The following is a 14217-nucleotide window of genomic DNA, read 5'->3' as shown; positions in this document are numbered from 1 at the left end:
AGCCCCACCGCACGGGCGGCGCAGGAGGTGCGAGGGCTGGTGGGGAACGAGTGCCGGCCGCCAGGTCCCGGCTCTCGACAGCCCCGGCCGTCCGGATCCGGCCACCGTCAGCACGGTCCGATCCGCCGGCCACCGCCGAACTTCGTCACGTCACGGGGACGCCGGGTCCGTCAGGACGCCTTGCCGAAGTGGACGCCCGCCAGGCCGTTGGCCCAGAGCTGGTCCACCTTGGCGCTCTCGTTCGCGTCCGGCTTGGTGTTCTGGCAGGACGTGCCGGGGCCGCCGCCGGACATCAGCTCGCTGCACGGGCCCTCGTAGTGGTCCGGCAGGCCCAGCACATGGCCGGTCTCGTGCGCGGCCACGCGGGTGGAGTTGTACTCCTGGTTCTGCTGGTAGTCCAGGAAGACGTAGCCCTTCCCGTGACCGTCGGTGCTGGCGTACGAGCCGCGCGCGTCGTTGCCCTCGCGGTACTGGAAGTCGCCGCCGCTGCCCGCCTGCAGCTTCACGTTCGACACGGCGCTGTTCCAGATCGACGCGCTCTCGGCTATCTGCTGCGCGAACGTCGGGGCCGCGCTCGCGTCATAGGTGACGGTCACCGAGGCGGCGCCGGGGTGGGCCTTCATCTTGGCCCTGGCCGACTTCACCACGGCCTCGAAGAACGCCTTGGTGTCGGCCTTCTCGGCCGCCGAGCCGTTGTAGGCCGCGATCGAAGCGGGGGTGCTGTGGGAGGAGTTGGTGGGGGAGGGGGAAGCTGCCGAAACCGGCGCCGCTGCTGCGAGCGCGGCGACGAGGCCCAGTCCGAGCGCCGCCGACAGCGCCGTCTTGGGAGATCTCATGTGGGGGCTCCTTTATGTCCGAGGGCCGTACGGTCGCCGTGTGGGGCGGCGACCGGGGCCCTGCGGATTTCTTGGTGCCGTTGAGTCTGGACGCAGTTCACCCGGAAGACAGAGATGCCAGGTGGCGATAGCACCGGCCAATACCCCGGAAAAAAGAGCCTGTTCCGACGGGTTTGAGAGTCTGGTGTGACGTGTGCCGACGTCGTTATGCTCCGGACGTGGAGCTCGAGGTAAGGCATCTTCGCGCATTGTGCGCCATCGCGGACTCCGGCAGCGTACGCAAGGCGGCCCGGCAGCTCGGCATGACCCAGCCTTCCCTGACGACGCAGCTCCACCGCATCGAGAAAGCCCTGGGCGGCCAGCTCTTCTTCCGCGAACCGACCGGCAGCCGGCCCACCCCCCTGGGGCACACGGTCCTGTGCCGGGCCCGGCCGATAGTGGCCGAAATGCGGGCACTTATTGACGAGGTCGCATCGGGTCCGCACCGCGACCGGTCCACGCGGCTGCACATCGGCAGCACCAACAGCCCCGCCGTCGCCGGGTGGCTGCGCCGGCTGCGGGTCCGCCTCCCGGACACCGACACCACGATAAGAACCGATGTGTCCGCCAACGCGCTGCTCCACATGGTCGCGACCGGACAGCTCGACGCCGCCTTCGTCCACGAGGTCGAGGGCGCGCCCCTACGGGTCCCCGACGGCCTCGTCGAGCACGAACTCATCGCCAGGGAACCGCAGTTCATCGCCGTGGTCGACACCCACCCCGCGGCCGCCCGGACCGTCATCCGGGTGGCCGACCTCGCCGACGACCAGTGGATGGTCGACCCGACCGTGGACGGCGAATGGGCCGGCCTGCGCCGTATCTGGGCCGCCGCCGGCATCAACCCCCGTGTCGTGCACGGCGACTACCTCACCACCGTGGACCTCGTCACGGCCGGCGAGGTGGTCACCCCCTGCCAGCCCACCGCCCGCCCCCGCCACGGCATGGCCATCCGCCCCCTGTACGGCGACCCGCTGGCCGTCCGCCTCCTCATGGCCTGCCGCCAGGAGGGCACCCCCGCAGCCTCCCCCGACGACCTCTTCGCCGACCTGACCGCCTCCTACATGGAGACCGCCTGGGCGAGCGAGGCCTACCGGACCTGGCTCGTCCAGCACAACGGGCCGCTGCCGGTGGGGGGCTAGGCGCCGCCGGGGCTGACCGCTCCCGCCCTGTGCCCACGCCCGCTCCCGGATGCGCCGGCGGTCCCGGCGCCCCGTGCAGCAGGCGCCGCCGACCGGGCCTCTCCACCAACCGTGTGAAAGCCGCCGTCCCGGCGCCCCGGGACCGGCCGGTCCGCGGGGTGATGGCCGAGAGTTGAGGGTGCCCGAGCGCCGTGCGGCCGAGCCCTGGAGACCCGTGTGGACAGCAGCTACTCCCTGGTCCTGCTCCTGCTGTTCCTGTGGTGCCTGTGCGCGCGGCGGATGGAGCGCTTCGAGCTGACCGCGCCGGCCGCCTTCGTGCTGCTGGGGCTGCTGCTGGGCGAGGGCACCGGCGTGCTGGACCTCGCGCTGCCGCACGAGACGGTCAAGGTGCTCGCGGAGATCACCCTGGTCTGGGTGCTCTTCACCGACGCCGCCCGGCTCTCCTTCCGTGCCCTGCGCCCCGAGCTCGGCCTCTATGTGCGGCTGCTGGGGATCGGGCTGCCGCTGTGCGTGGGCCTGGGCGCGCTGCTGGCGGCCGTCCTGCTCCCCGGCGTCTCGGGGTGGGCCGCGCTCTACGTCGGGGCCGCGCTCGCGCCGACGGACGCCGCGCTCGGCGCCACGATGATGGTCAACCCCGTGGTGCCCGCGCGCATCCGCCGGCTCATCAACGTGGAGAGCGGCCTCAACGACGGCATCGCCACCCCGCTGGTGGTGCTCGCCCTGGCCGGGGTGACCGCGGCCGAGCACACCGGTCCGCCGGACTCCGCCGGCCACGCCGTGGGGCAGCTCGCCCTCGGCGCGGCGTACGGGGCGGTCCTCGGACTGGCCGCCGGCTGGCTGCTGCGCACCGCGCTCCGCGGCAGCTGGGCGACCGAGGACTTCGCCGGCGCGGGCGTCCTGGCCCTGGCGCTCCTCGGCTACACCTCCGCGCTCGCGCTCGGCGGCAACGGCTTCGTCGCGGCCTTCGTCGCCGGCCTCGCCTTCGGATCGGCGCACGGGGCGCCGCAGCGGGTGCTGCTGTACGTCGAGCAGTCCGCCTCGCTGGTGTCCGTACTGGTGTGGCTGGTCTTCGGCGCCCTGCTCCTCCCGGAGTCGTTCGACCACCTCACCTGGCAGGCCGGGCTCTACGCGGTGCTGAGCCTCACCGTGATCCGCATGGTGCCGGTGGCGCTGTGCCTGCTCGGGAGCGGACTGGACGCCAGGACGGTGCTGTTCGTGGGCTGGTTCGGCCCCCGTGGGCTGGCCTCGATCATCTTCGGACTGCTGGCGGTCGAGGAACTCACACCCGCCGACACCCGCCCGCTGGTCCCGGTGGTGGCCCTCACCGTGCTGCTCAGCGTCCTCGCCCACGGCCTGACCTCCGTACCGCTGGCCAACCGCTACGGGAAGGCGGCGGCCGCCCGGCCCACCGTCCCGGCCGCCGCGGCGGCCGACGAACTCCCCGTCCGCGGCCTGGGCCACCGCCGCGGGCGGGGCAGCCGGCCCACCGGTCCGTGAGAGTCGCCGGGACGGCGCGGGGGCCTCGGACCGCGGGCGCCGAAACGCCCCCGCCCGGCCGGCGCCACCCACCGCGGATCTGCGCCGTACGACGCCGACCATTCCCCCCGCCGCACACAGAAGACCGCACCCGCTTCATCACGAACGCCCTGCTGGGCGGCGCGCGGACCGGGTGCGGTCGGGTGGGCGAGACGGCCCGGGAAAGTGCAGGTCGGACCGCCCGGGTAAGGCTCAAGCCTTCTTGGTCTCCTAGTAATGGGCTGGGGCGGTGACCTGCGGGGATCTTCCCTGCGGGGTGCTGACCTGCCTTTTGCTGATGGCTGGCGATGGGGTGCGATGGTCCTGACCGGGTGTCTTGCGGACTGTGTGCGGACTGGCGCGGGACCGCGAGCGAGCGTGGGAGTCACACCCTCTGGGTGGCCGCTAACCTCACCCATCAGCTCCTGGTCGGCAGCGCCTAGGGATCGGCCAAGGAAGGTCGTCGATCGTCATTCCATTTTCCCGTTCTCCCGGAGGGGATGTATCTGACATGGCACGCAGACTTGCTTCCCGGATACCGCTAAAGAGCCCCTCTTCGCGAATAAGTCCGTCGATATTAGACATCCCAGGCCGGTCGCGCATCACGGGCTGAGGGAGACGGATTCCTTGAAGCGGTGACTCCTCGGGATGCTGGTATATATGCTTTCGAGCTCCCATGGCTGTTTCTTGGTTGATGCTCTGTGCGATCTTCGTCGATCCCGAAACGGTGAAGTCGGGGATGTCCGTACCCTCCCGGAGGTTTTTTGGTTGAATTGTGAGGGCGTGGCGGCGGCTGAGTGGAACCAAGAATAGGTCGGCTGTGAAAATGCCCACTCCTTGCCATGCGGGATAACCAGGTGCAACGGCAAGTGAAACGGGGTGGTCGGATGTAATTATGGAGCGTCGGTTGAATTTGAACAGCGTCCACTGGCAGTCGTTGAGGTAGGCGGCGGTGCCGGGTAGGAGATCCATCAGCAACCGGATGTGGTCGTTGGCGTCGGCGGCCATGTCGGGACCACCGGGCTTGGTCAGGTCGCACCACTCGATGTCAAGCTCCTCGTCGCCGACAATGCGCCCCTCGGCCTCCTGAATGCGCGAGCGCAGTGCGTCTTTCCCTGAGGCTCCGACGAGGAGTCGAATCATTTCAGTGTTGTGATTCTTCTGATTCTGCCGTATCTGCTCGGCCCTTAGGTGCTGCAGGGTAATCCATGTGGCGAAAGATTTCCGGTGTTCACCTTGGATCGGTCAAGTCCCTGAGAGGATAAGTTTCAGAGCCTCGGCGGCAGAGCTCTCGATTTTACTGAAGGCCCTCTCAAAGAAATCTGATAAAGAGCCATCGGGAAGCGTTACTGTATAGAAGTCCTTAATTACGCTCGCATCGCCAGTTGAAAGAACGGGTGCGGGGTCGCCAGGGAGTGAAACTCGGCGAATTCTCCCGGCGTCATCCGCGAAGCCGTTTAAGTAGAACTTGGAGACGGTGTGCTGTCTCCTAACTCGGTTGCTCAAGCCTAACTCCTATGGCTGGTTGAGGAGGCGAATGGGTAGTGGAGCATGGGTGGGGATCGTGCCGTGCTTACGAGAATGAGACCGAGGAGGAATCAATTTCCATTGTTAACGCACGCTTGCATTCCTGCAGGGCGCGCTCAATCTGGATGGCGATGGTGCCGAGGGCTTCCTTCTCTGGGGCGTAGATAGTGCGGATGTCAGCCAGTTGCTGGTCGCGGCCGGCGGTGGGGTTGACGTTTGTTGGGACCTCGCCGTCGAGGAGGGCTTTGAAGGCGGGGTGCTCGGTGACGCGGAGAACGTTCACGTCGCAGGTCTCGTCGGTGCCCGGGATCGCCGCCCCACCAGGAGGCGGGTCCAATTGGTGCGGTGCCGCCCTGGCGACTGGTCGCGCCGCAGTTGACGCTTCTAATGCCAGCCGTCGAGGGAGACCTCCGGGCCTCCCGTGAGGTATCGGTGAAGGGCGCTTGAAGTGGTGTCGACGAAATTCTCGGGTACTGCGTCGGCGTCGACCCAGCGGACCTGGGAGTGCTTGCGGGGTTCGCGGTTCTCGGGTTCGCCGGCCCATTCCTCAGCGGAGAAGACGACCGTGAGGAAGCCGTTGGGGGCCTCGACGCCCCAGGCGCCGTGGATGATGTGGGCGACCTTGAGGGACTCGGGCTTCACGGTGAGGCCCGTCTCCTCGTAGAGCTCGCGGACTGCGGTTTCCGTGATGGGCTCGCCCGGTTCGCTCTTGCCGACGGGGAGGTCCCACATGCCCTGGGCGAACTTGGCGTTCTCGCTGCGCTGGAGGAGGACGACGCGGTTGGTGGCCTTGTCGTGGACGATGACGGCCGCGACCAGCAGGGTCATCGATTCGAGCGCCGGCTTGAGGGCTTGGGAGCGTTCGTCGGTCTGCTGGGCCACGGTGTTCCCTTCGTCGGGCGGGTTGTTGGGCATGTTAGGCGAGGGCCTCGCGGGCGCGGCGGGCGAGATCGGCGGCGCCGGGGACACCGCGGCGCTGGTAGACCGCGAGGGTGGAGCGAATCGAGGTGATCGCCTTACGGGTGCGGTCGGAGGTCATGCCCTCCATGAGGACCAGGGCCTGGGTCCAGGCGGCGACGGCTTCGTCGGCGCGGGCTTGGGCGGCGAGGCTGTCGCCGAGGTCGGCGTGGGTGAGGGCGTGGACTCGCTTGTACTTCTCGGGGTCCCAGCGGGTGAGGGCGTCTCGGTGCTGCTGCTCGGTGCCGATGTGGTCGGCGAGGTCGGTCAGGGTGCGGGCCGTGTGGCTGGCCACGGTGCCGGCGGCAGGGCCGCTCACACAGGAGTAGCTGGGCTGGGGGCCGTCGTCCCGAAGGAGGGCGTCCTCGGCGGCGAGGAGGGCGCGTGCGGCCGACGGGTTCTCGTTGGTGGCGGCGTAGGCGCGGGCGTGGGTGATGTGGAGGAGGGCCTCGGTCTGGCCGTCGACGTGGCCGAGGCCGCGCTTCAGGGCTCCTTCGACGAGGTCGATGCAGTGGTGGGGCTGCTTGAGGCTCAGGGCCTGGTGAGCGAGGGCGCGCATCATCCAGGCAGCGTGGCCGTGGGGGTCGGCTTCGCAGGCGAGCTTGTAGCCGACCTGGTAGTAGCGCTGGGAGGCGCCCTCCTGGCCGAGGTCGTGGTGTTTCCAGCCTGCGAGGTAGGTGAGTTCGGCGACGGCGCCGAAGGCGGCCCGGCGTAAGGCTTCGCTGGGGAAGCGCCCGCGCAGCATGGGGGCGGCTGTGTCGGCGAGATACGCGGTGACGGTGGTCAGGCCGTGCCCGCCGCCGAGGCGTTCGTCGGCGGCGCTGAAGGCCGCGGTGATCTGGCGTACGACGTCCACGTCCTCCGCGCCGACCACGGACGTGCCGGTGCGGGCACGGAGCATGCGGGCGGCGGCCTCGTGGTCGTAGCCGAGTGGCATGGCGACGCCTGCGGTGGTGAAGGCCGCGATGGTGAGGAAGCGGCGGCGCTCGACGTCGGCGCGGCCCAGGTCGGTGACAGCGAGGACGGGGTCCGACTCTGCCGGCTCCTCGGCCTCGCCGGTATGGAGGTCGATCTCGGTCTGGGTGATCGTGCGTCCGGCTCGGCGGGACAGTGCTTCGGCGAGGTATTGGCCTACTCGGCCCGAGGGGCTGCGGGTGCCGTTCACCCAGTGAGAGATGGCCGACTTGTTGGTCTGGAGGATCTCGCCGTTCTCGGCGGCGATGCGCCGTACGTCTCGGGCGAGGGCCTCGTAGGTGCAGTCGACCGCCGCGATGACGTCGCGTAGACGGGAGTTGGGTTCTCGCTGCGCCGTCACGATCGCCTCCGTCCTGGAGCTGTAAACCGCGTATACCGCTTCAACTGCCTTCCACCGTACCCACTGAGCGTGACCACCGGTTCACTAATCAGTAGCCGCCCGGAACGGCGCGACCGTGATCCAGGCTCCCCCTTGGTCCGGGTGGCTCCCCGAAGTTCCGTACGCCCACACGGGTTCGGGCATTCATGTGCCCGGACCGGACAATCAGAGACGGAGACACGGTGACCACCATCGACACCACGGCCATCACGGTCGAGCTGCCCGAGGCGTTCGACCCGCGCTGGAGCCGGCTGCCCGGCATCCAGTCCGACGGCCGGCGCATCACCATCGACCCGGCCCAGTACTTCTTCCGCTTCGAGTCGAACACGTGGCTCGTCGCCGACTGGGAGCTGGTCAAGTCCCAGCTCCTGGATGTGGACGAGACGACCGAGAGCGCGGTCGAGCAACTGGCACTCGACTTCATCAAGAACCACGGCGAGTCCACCTCTGACGCCGCCCGCGTCCTGGCCACCGCGTACGAGGTATATGCCTACCTCTTCCGCGACGAGCACCTCGCCGGCCTCGGACTCCCGCAGATTACGGCCGACCACCTGCGGATGCTCCGCGAGGCGGCCACGCTCATGGCGCTCAACAAGGTCGAACTGGACGGGCACATCTCCAACGTCGGCCCGTGCTGGTTCTTCCCCGCCGCCACCTCCGTCGTCTTCGACCTGGATGACGACATGGGCGGGATGCTCGACGAGGTCTACCACGGTGGCTGGTTCAACGAGCACCGCCGGATCGAGTCCATCAAGGCCCACACCGCGCTCGGTGGGCGCCTCGTGCACGGCTGCCAGTCCGTGCCGGACCAGACCGGTGGTGTCGTCGCTCCCTACGGCGCCTCGATGGCGAACTTCTGTGACGACCTCGCCGCGTTCAAGGCGGGCTGGATCGAGCAGGTCTACGCCCACCGCCTGAACGCCGCCGCGTAACCCCCACCTGATCAGGCTCCGGGGCGGACCACCGCTTGCCCGCCCCGGACGCCTCCAACTGACCGGAGCCCCCAATGAGCCCGAACCCCAGCGCCGAACTCCTCGACAACCTGCTCACCGTGACCGGCCAGGCCACCGCGGTACGGGAGGAGGTGCGCGTGTGGTCCATGTCCGGAGTCGAGCGCGTGACCTTCCCCGACGGCTCCACGGCCATCTTCAAGTACGCCAAGAAGCCGTTCGACAGCGAGGACCAGGCCCTCCGCCTGGCCCACACCCTCGGCGTTCCCGTCCCCCAGGTCCACGCCTCCGCCGTTCTGGACGGCTGGCTCGGCATGCTCATGGAGGACCTCGGGCCGTCCGTCCGCGAGGCCGACGACCTGGACGGCGTTGCCGCAGCCGTGGTCATGCACGGCACCCGTACGGCTCCTCCCTTGCCCGTCCTGGACCAGGAGCGGCTGCGCAAGCTGCCGGACCGGGCCCTGGAGCACCTCGGACGGCTGCGTAAGGCCGACCGGTGGCAGGACGCCGACGACGTCGAGGACACGCTCGGCAGGATCGCTCAAGCAGCCGAGGCCCGCTCGGGCGGAGCAACATTGGAGCCCTTCGGCTGGGTGCACTCCGAGTTTCACCCCACCAGCCTCCACATGGGCGAGCGCGGCTGGCGGCTGCTCGACTTCGCCCGTTCCTTCACCGGTCCCGGCCTGCTCGACCTCGCCAGCTGGCACGGCACCATCGAGCCCCCGCATCCCGTGCGCCTACGCGTCTTCCTGGAGCAGTACGTCAGCGCCGGCGGCACCCCTGACGCCCTCACCCCGCGCGGCGGGCTCACCGCCGAGAACTGGGCCCTGGGCTGGCACCGCATGTGGGCCGTCGAGTGGTTCATGGAGCAGGCCACCCGCTGGATCGACGACCCGGCAACCGACCCCGCCTACCTCAAGGCCGTCCGCCGCCACCTCAGCGACGTCCTCCACCTCTTTGAGATCTGACGTGCTCGCCCAGGCTTCCCCGTGGCACGCCCACGCCCTTCAGCGCACCGCCGCCGGACTTGCCGAACCCCTCGCCGTACCCGCCCGGATGGAGTGGACCACAAGACCCGGACAGGGGCCCGGCGCCGAGATCCTCGGCCCCGACCTGCGCGGCAAGCGGCTCCTGGAACTCGGCTGCGGCCCCGGTCACAACGCCGCTCACCTCGCCACCCGCCACGGCGCCCACGTCACCGGCGTCGATCTGGTCGGCCTCCAGGTCCGTCGCGCCCGCTCCCACTACGGACGGCTGAACAACCTCACCTTCGTCGCCGGCCATGCCCTGCACTACCTGCACGCCTCCGACGAGCAGTTCGACGCGATCTACTCCGTCTTCGGCGCCGTCGGGCTCGTCGCCCCCGAACTCCTTCTCCCGGCCATCGCCCAGCGCCTCACGCCCGGCCGGGTGCTCGCCTTCTCCGTCCCCCACCCGCAGCGCGGCGGCCGAAGCCCCGCTGCCGACGACCGGCCCCGCCGCGACCACGTCACCCTCCCCGACCGCACCCGGCTCCCCATCGCTCGCTGGGAGTTCGCCACCGACTGCTGGGAGAAGTACCTCAGCCGGGCGGGCTTCTGGCTCACCGCGGCACAGGAGTTCCACGACCCCCGCATGGGCCACTGGCCCACCACCTTGCTGATCCGCGCTCGCAAGTTCTGACAGCCATTCGCCCCGGCTTCCCCCGGAGGAACCGATGCGCCCGCCCTACCTGCTCCTCGACATCGACGGCGTCCTCATCCCCTTCCCCGAAGCGGATGGCTCGACCCCGGCCACCCACGCCCGCCACGACGTCGTCCCCACCGGCCGGAGCGCCGACAACCCGGTCACCGTCTGGCTCGACCCCACCCACGGCCCCATGCTCATGGACGTAATCCGTACCGGCCTGGTCACCCCCGCTTGGTGCACCAGCTGGCGCCAGGACGCCACCACCCTGATCGGACCGCTCCTCGGCCTCCCGTCTCTGCCGCACGTCGACCTGCCGCATCCGCAGATCACCACCAGCCACCCCAACGGCTACCTGTGGAAGCGCGACCACGTCGACGCCTGGCTGGGCGACGCCCCCGCCGTGTGGATCGATGACGACTTCACCAGCCTCGACCACGCCTGGGCCGAGGAACGGACCACTCGCGGCGCGGCAACCCTCCTGATCCAACCCGCTCCCCGTGCCGGGCTCCAGGCTGCGCACGTGGCCGAAACGCGAGCGTGGGCAGCACGGCTGCTCTCTGCGCGGAGTGCCGTAGCCCCTGATCCGAACCAGGCCGAAGCAGCCTGACCCGCACCGGGGGCGTCCGCCCGGGAGCAGCCTCAACTCCTCCCTGCGGCAGCCCGCGCCGGCCGTTGTCGCGTGGGGAACCCCGGGCCCCCGAGCTAGCCCCGTCCCCCGCACAAAAGACCGCACCCGCTCCATCACGAACGCCCTGCCGGGCGGCGCGCGGACCGGGTGCGGTCGGGTGGGCGAGACGACCCGTGCAGGCACGGGTCCGACCGCCCGGTAAGGCTCAAGCCTTCTTCGTCTCCCAGAAGATCTTGTCGATCTGGGCGATGTAGTCCAGGGCCTTCTGGCCGGTGGCCGGGTCGTTGGAACCCTTGGCGGCGCTGAGCGCCTTGAGGGTGTCGTTGACCAGCTGGTGCAGCTCCGGGTACTTCTCGAAGTGCGGGGGCTTGAAGTAGTCGCTCCACAGCACCGAGACGTGGTGCTTGGCCAGCTCGGCGCGCTGCTCCTTGATCAGGACGGCGCGAGTGCGGAAGTCCGCGTCCTCGTTGGCCTGGTACTTCTCCTGGACGGCCTTGACCGACTCGGCCTCGATGCGGGCCTGGGCCGGGTCGTACACGCCGCAGGGCAGGTCGCAGTGGGCGCTGACCTTCACCTTGGGGGCGAACAGGCGCGAAAGCATGTTCAGTCCTTCCTCGTGATCGTCTTCTCAGGTGCGAGATTACTCGGTGCGGGAAGGCTTTTCTTGGTCGGCCCGGGGGTCTTAGGGCAAAAGTCCAGTGCCGAGGTGGGACTGAGGGAGGATGGGCCGGTGAACGGGTCGGACCGGGGCTGGGCCGGGAGGTACGGGATGCCGGAGCGGGTGCACGCGCGCGGGCCGGGGCAGGGCGAGGACGCGGAGGCCGGGCCGGGCCGGGGCGGGCCGCTGCGCGCGTTCGGGCTGGCCGAGGTCTACAACCCGTCGATGGTGCCGACGCTGCAGCCCGGCGACCAGCTGGTGGTGCGGTACGGGGCGGCGGTGCGGCCCGGTGACGTCGTCGTGCTGCGGCACCCGTTCCGGCAGGATCTGCTGATCGTCAAGCGGGTCGTGGGGCGGCGGGACGGCGGCTGGTGGGTCCAGGGGGACAATCCGTTCGTCGAGAACGACAGCCGGGAATTCGGGGTGGTTCCCGACGAACTGGTCATCGCCCGCGCCTGGGTGCGGGTGCGGCCGCCGCGGGGGATTCAGCGCTCGGTGGCCGGCGTGCTGTCCTGGGCGGTGTCGGCGGTCCGGCCGGTACGGGCCGAGCGCTCGCTCTCCAGGCGCTTGCGGGCGCGGTAGGCGGCGACGTTGGCGCGGGTGGCGCAGCGGTCGGAGCAGTAGCGCCGGGAGCGGTTGGTCGAGGTGTCCAGGTAGGCGTTGCGGCAGGGCCGGGCCTCGCAGATGCCCAGCCGGTCCACGCCCAGCTCGGTGAGGTGGAACGCCAGGCCCATGCAGGCGGTCGCGGCGAAGCTCGCGGTGGCGTTGGCGGCATGGTCGGCGATGTGCATGTGCCAGTCGGGCCGCCCGTCCGCATCCCGGTACTCGTGGCCGGAGATCTGCGGGCTGACGGGGAACTCCATCATCAGGGCGTTGAGGAGGTCCACGGCCAGCACCTCGTCGCCGCCGTCGGCGGCCTCGAAGACGGCGCGCAGCCGGGTGCGGACCGCGCGCAGCCTGGTGACGTCGCTGTCGTTCGCGCGCCGGGCGACCTGCTGGGCGGGGCCGAAGAGTTCGCGCACCGCCTCGACGGTGGTGAGGCTGTCGCTGCCGCGCTCGGGCTGCTCGGTGTTGACCAGTCGCACGGCATAGTCCGAGTAATAGGCCAGTTCCACTTGTAGTCCTTACGGGCGGGGGTTAGGGTGCGGAGTGCTGAACGAAGTAATGGGTGTTCTTCGTACGAGGGTATTACGTCATGGAGGGGAAGCGATGACCGAGACCGTCGTCGGCGCCGGCTGGCAGGCGTGGCAGGACAGTTGGGACCGCCAGCAGGAGTGGTACATGCCCGACCGCGAGGAGCGGTTGCGGGTGATGCTGGACATGGTCGAGGCGCTGGTGGGCCCCGCGCCCCGGGTGCTGGACCTCGCCTGCGGCACGGGCAGTATCTCCGACCGGCTGCTGAAGCGGTTCCCCGAGGCCGAGAGTGTGGGCGTCGATCTGGATCCCGCGCTGCTGGCCATCGCGGAAGGGTACTTCGCCGGCGAGCGCCGGGTCCGCTTCGTACGGGCCGATCTCAAGGACCCTCGGTGGACGGACCGGCTGCCGCACGACTCGTACGACGCCGTGCTCACCGCCACCGCGCTCCACTGGCTGCACACCGAGGAGCTGCGCGGGCTCTACGGGCAGGTCGGCACCCTGGTGCGGGACGGCGGGGTCTTCATGAACGCCGACCACATGCCCGAGCCGGCCACCCCGCGGATCAACGCCGCCGAGCGGGCCTTCCGGCACCGGCGGATGGACGAGGCGAAGGCGGCCGGCGCCGTCGACTGGGCCGAGTGGTGGCAGCTGGCGGCCGCCGACCCACGGCTGGCCGGGCCGACCGCCGAGCGCTTCGAGATCTACGGCGAGCACGCGGACGGCGACACCCCCTCGGCGGCCTGGCACGCGGCGGTGCTGCGCGAATCGGGGTTCGCCGAGGCGCGGCCGGTCTGGGCCTCGCCCACGGACGGGCTGGTGCTGGGCCTGAAGTAAGGGGCCCGGCGCACCGTCGCCCCGTCCGGGGACGGCGGAGGACCGCGGCGGGGCCTCCTCGGGAAGAGCAGGTCCCGCCGCGGTCCACGGATCCGGCGACGGCGGCGGGCACGGCCTGCGGCGTCCCGCGGCGCCCCGGAAGACGCCGGGGCCACCGCGTCCGGCGCCCGGCCGGCGCGGCCCTACAGCACCTTCGACAGGAACGACTTCGTCCGCTCGTGCTGCGGGTTGCCGAGCACCTCGCGCGGGTGGCCCGATTCGACGACCACGCCGTCGTCCATGAAGACCAGCGAGTCGCCGACCTCGCGGGCGAAGCCCATCTCGTGGGTCACGACGACCATCGTCATGCCGTCCGCCGCCAGGTCCTTCATGACGTCCAGGACGTCACCGACCAGCTCCGGGTCCAGCGCCGAGGTCGGCTCGTCGAAGAGCATCAGCTTGGGCTCCATCGCCAGCGCGCGGGCGATGGCGACGCGCTGCTGCTGGCCGCCGGAGAGCTGCGAGGGGTAGTTACCGGCCTTGTCGGACAGGCCGACGCGGTCCAGGAGCTTGACCGCCCGCTCCCGCGCCGCGGCCTTCGACTCGCCCTTGACCTGGATCGGCGCTTCCATGATGTTCTCCACCGCGGTCATGTGCGGGAAGAGGTTGAAGCGCTGGAAGACCATGCCGATGTCGCGGCGGCGGGCGGCGACCTCCTTGTCGCGCAGCTCGTAGAGCTTGCCGTTGTGCTCGCGGTAGCCGACCAGTTCGCCGTCGACGGACAGCCGTCCCGCGTTCACCTTCTCCAGGTGGTTGATGCAGCGCAGGAACGTCGACTTGCCGGAGCCGGACGGGCCGATCAGGCAGAAGACCTCCCGGGGCGCGACCTCCAGGTCGATGCCCTTGAGGATGTGGGCCGCGCCGAAGGACTTGTGGACGCCCTCGGCCAGCACCATCGGGGCGCCGCTGGTGCCCGCGGCCTTGCTCGTCGTCATC

At 70.1% G+C, this 14217-nt stretch carries 15 protein-coding genes and 1 pseudogene; 8 read left to right on the top strand and 8 right to left on the bottom strand.

The window, feature by feature from the left end:
- Window positions 1–170 precede the first annotated feature (170 nt).
- Window positions 171–836 carry a snapalysin gene (snpA, locus tag K7396_RS12115; protein WP_086717372.1) on the bottom strand — a complete coding sequence of 222 codons (666 nt, stop codon included), beginning with the start codon at window positions 834–836 and terminating at the stop codon, window positions 171–173.
- Between the two features lie 218 nt (window positions 837–1054).
- Between snpA and K7396_RS12110 the strand changes: the two genes are divergently transcribed.
- A complete protein-coding gene (locus K7396_RS12110; RefSeq protein WP_170314274.1) occupies window positions 1055–2014 on the top strand; it encodes a LysR family transcriptional regulator in 960 nt (319 codons plus the stop codon).
- A gap of 216 nt (window positions 2015–2230) precedes the next feature.
- Window positions 2231–3511 (top strand): cation:proton antiporter, encoded by a 1281-nt coding sequence (locus K7396_RS12105; RefSeq protein ID WP_086721608.1) that lies wholly within the window; start codon window positions 2231–2233, stop codon window positions 3509–3511.
- 429 nt (window positions 3512–3940) lie between these two features.
- On the opposite strand, the pseudogene K7396_RS12100 reads toward K7396_RS12105, so the two are convergent.
- The 4 genes and pseudogenes from K7396_RS12100 to K7396_RS12085 all read right to left on the bottom strand — a co-directional run bounded on the left by K7396_RS12100 (window position 3941) and on the right by K7396_RS12085 (window position 7328).
- Window positions 3941–5035, bottom strand: a pseudogene (locus K7396_RS12100) (DUF4238 domain-containing protein).
- Window positions 5036–5102: 67 nt separating this feature from the next.
- Window positions 5103–5339: a hypothetical protein gene (locus K7396_RS12095; RefSeq protein WP_373866916.1), complete on the bottom strand. Its 237-nt coding sequence runs from the start codon at window positions 5337–5339 to the stop codon at window positions 5103–5105.
- Between the two features lie 101 nt (window positions 5340–5440).
- Window positions 5441–5971 carry an NUDIX domain-containing protein gene (locus K7396_RS12090; RefSeq protein ID WP_086718467.1) on the bottom strand — a complete coding sequence of 177 codons (531 nt, stop codon included), beginning with the start codon at window positions 5969–5971 and terminating at the stop codon, window positions 5441–5443.
- A gap of 1 nt (window position 5972) precedes the next feature.
- Window positions 5973–7328 (bottom strand): transcriptional regulator, encoded by a 1356-nt coding sequence (locus tag K7396_RS12085; RefSeq protein ID WP_086718466.1) that lies wholly within the window; start codon window positions 7326–7328, stop codon window positions 5973–5975.
- 221 nt (window positions 7329–7549) lie between these two features.
- Here K7396_RS12085 and K7396_RS12080 point away from each other — a divergent pair, with 221 nt between their 5' ends.
- The 4 genes from K7396_RS12080 to K7396_RS12065 all read left to right on the top strand — a co-directional run bounded on the left by K7396_RS12080 (window position 7550) and on the right by K7396_RS12065 (window position 10592).
- Window positions 7550–8299 (top strand): hypothetical protein, encoded by a 750-nt coding sequence (locus K7396_RS12080; protein ID WP_086718465.1) that lies wholly within the window; start codon window positions 7550–7552, stop codon window positions 8297–8299.
- A gap of 74 nt (window positions 8300–8373) precedes the next feature.
- Window positions 8374–9285, top strand: a complete 912-nt coding sequence (locus K7396_RS12075; protein WP_086718464.1) for a phosphotransferase family protein — start codon at window positions 8374–8376, stop codon at window positions 9283–9285.
- 1 nt (window position 9286) lies between these two features.
- Entirely contained in the window at window positions 9287–9979 is a 693-nt protein-coding gene (locus K7396_RS12070) for a class I SAM-dependent methyltransferase (protein WP_086718463.1), read from the top strand.
- 34 nt (window positions 9980–10013) lie between these two features.
- Window positions 10014–10592, top strand: a complete 579-nt coding sequence (locus K7396_RS12065; protein WP_086718462.1) for an HAD domain-containing protein — start codon at window positions 10014–10016, stop codon at window positions 10590–10592.
- 226 nt (window positions 10593–10818) lie between these two features.
- Here K7396_RS12065 and sodN read toward each other — a convergent pair whose 3' ends face one another.
- A complete protein-coding gene (gene sodN, locus K7396_RS12060; RefSeq protein ID WP_030085982.1) occupies window positions 10819–11214 on the bottom strand; it encodes a superoxide dismutase, Ni in 396 nt (131 codons plus the stop codon).
- Window positions 11215–11382: 168 nt separating this feature from the next.
- On the opposite strand from sodN, the gene sodX reads away from it, so the two are divergent.
- Complete coding sequence (sodX, locus tag K7396_RS12055; protein ID WP_152104598.1) at window positions 11383–11853, top strand: nickel-type superoxide dismutase maturation protease; 471 nt, start codon at window positions 11383–11385, stop codon at window positions 11851–11853.
- Here the strand turns inward: sodX and K7396_RS12050 are convergent.
- The gene (locus tag K7396_RS12050) at window positions 11757–12386 is read right to left on the bottom strand and encodes a CGNR zinc finger domain-containing protein (RefSeq protein ID WP_086720716.1); all 630 of its coding nucleotides are present in this window, start codon (window positions 12384–12386) and stop codon (window positions 11757–11759) included. The two genes, sodX and K7396_RS12050, sit on opposite strands and share 97 nt — an antisense overlap.
- Window positions 12387–12435: 49 nt before the next feature.
- Here K7396_RS12050 and K7396_RS12045 point away from each other — a divergent pair, with 49 nt between their 5' ends.
- Window positions 12436–13242, top strand: coding sequence for a class I SAM-dependent methyltransferase (locus K7396_RS12045; protein WP_107421246.1), 807 nt, complete (start codon window positions 12436–12438; stop codon window positions 13240–13242).
- A 182-nt stretch (window positions 13243–13424) separates the two neighbouring features.
- Here the strand turns inward: K7396_RS12045 and K7396_RS12040 are convergent, their stop codons facing one another.
- A complete protein-coding gene (locus tag K7396_RS12040; RefSeq protein ID WP_086720717.1) occupies window positions 13425–14177 on the bottom strand; it encodes an amino acid ABC transporter ATP-binding protein in 753 nt (250 codons plus the stop codon).
- Window positions 14178–14217: the final 40 nt, after the last annotated feature.

Origin of the sequence: Streptomyces angustmyceticus (assembly GCF_019933235.1) — a bacterium.
GTDB classification, from domain to species: domain Bacteria; phylum Actinomycetota; class Actinomycetes; order Streptomycetales; family Streptomycetaceae; genus Streptomyces; species Streptomyces angustmyceticus.
This window is presented reverse-complemented; position numbering and strand designations above follow the sequence as displayed.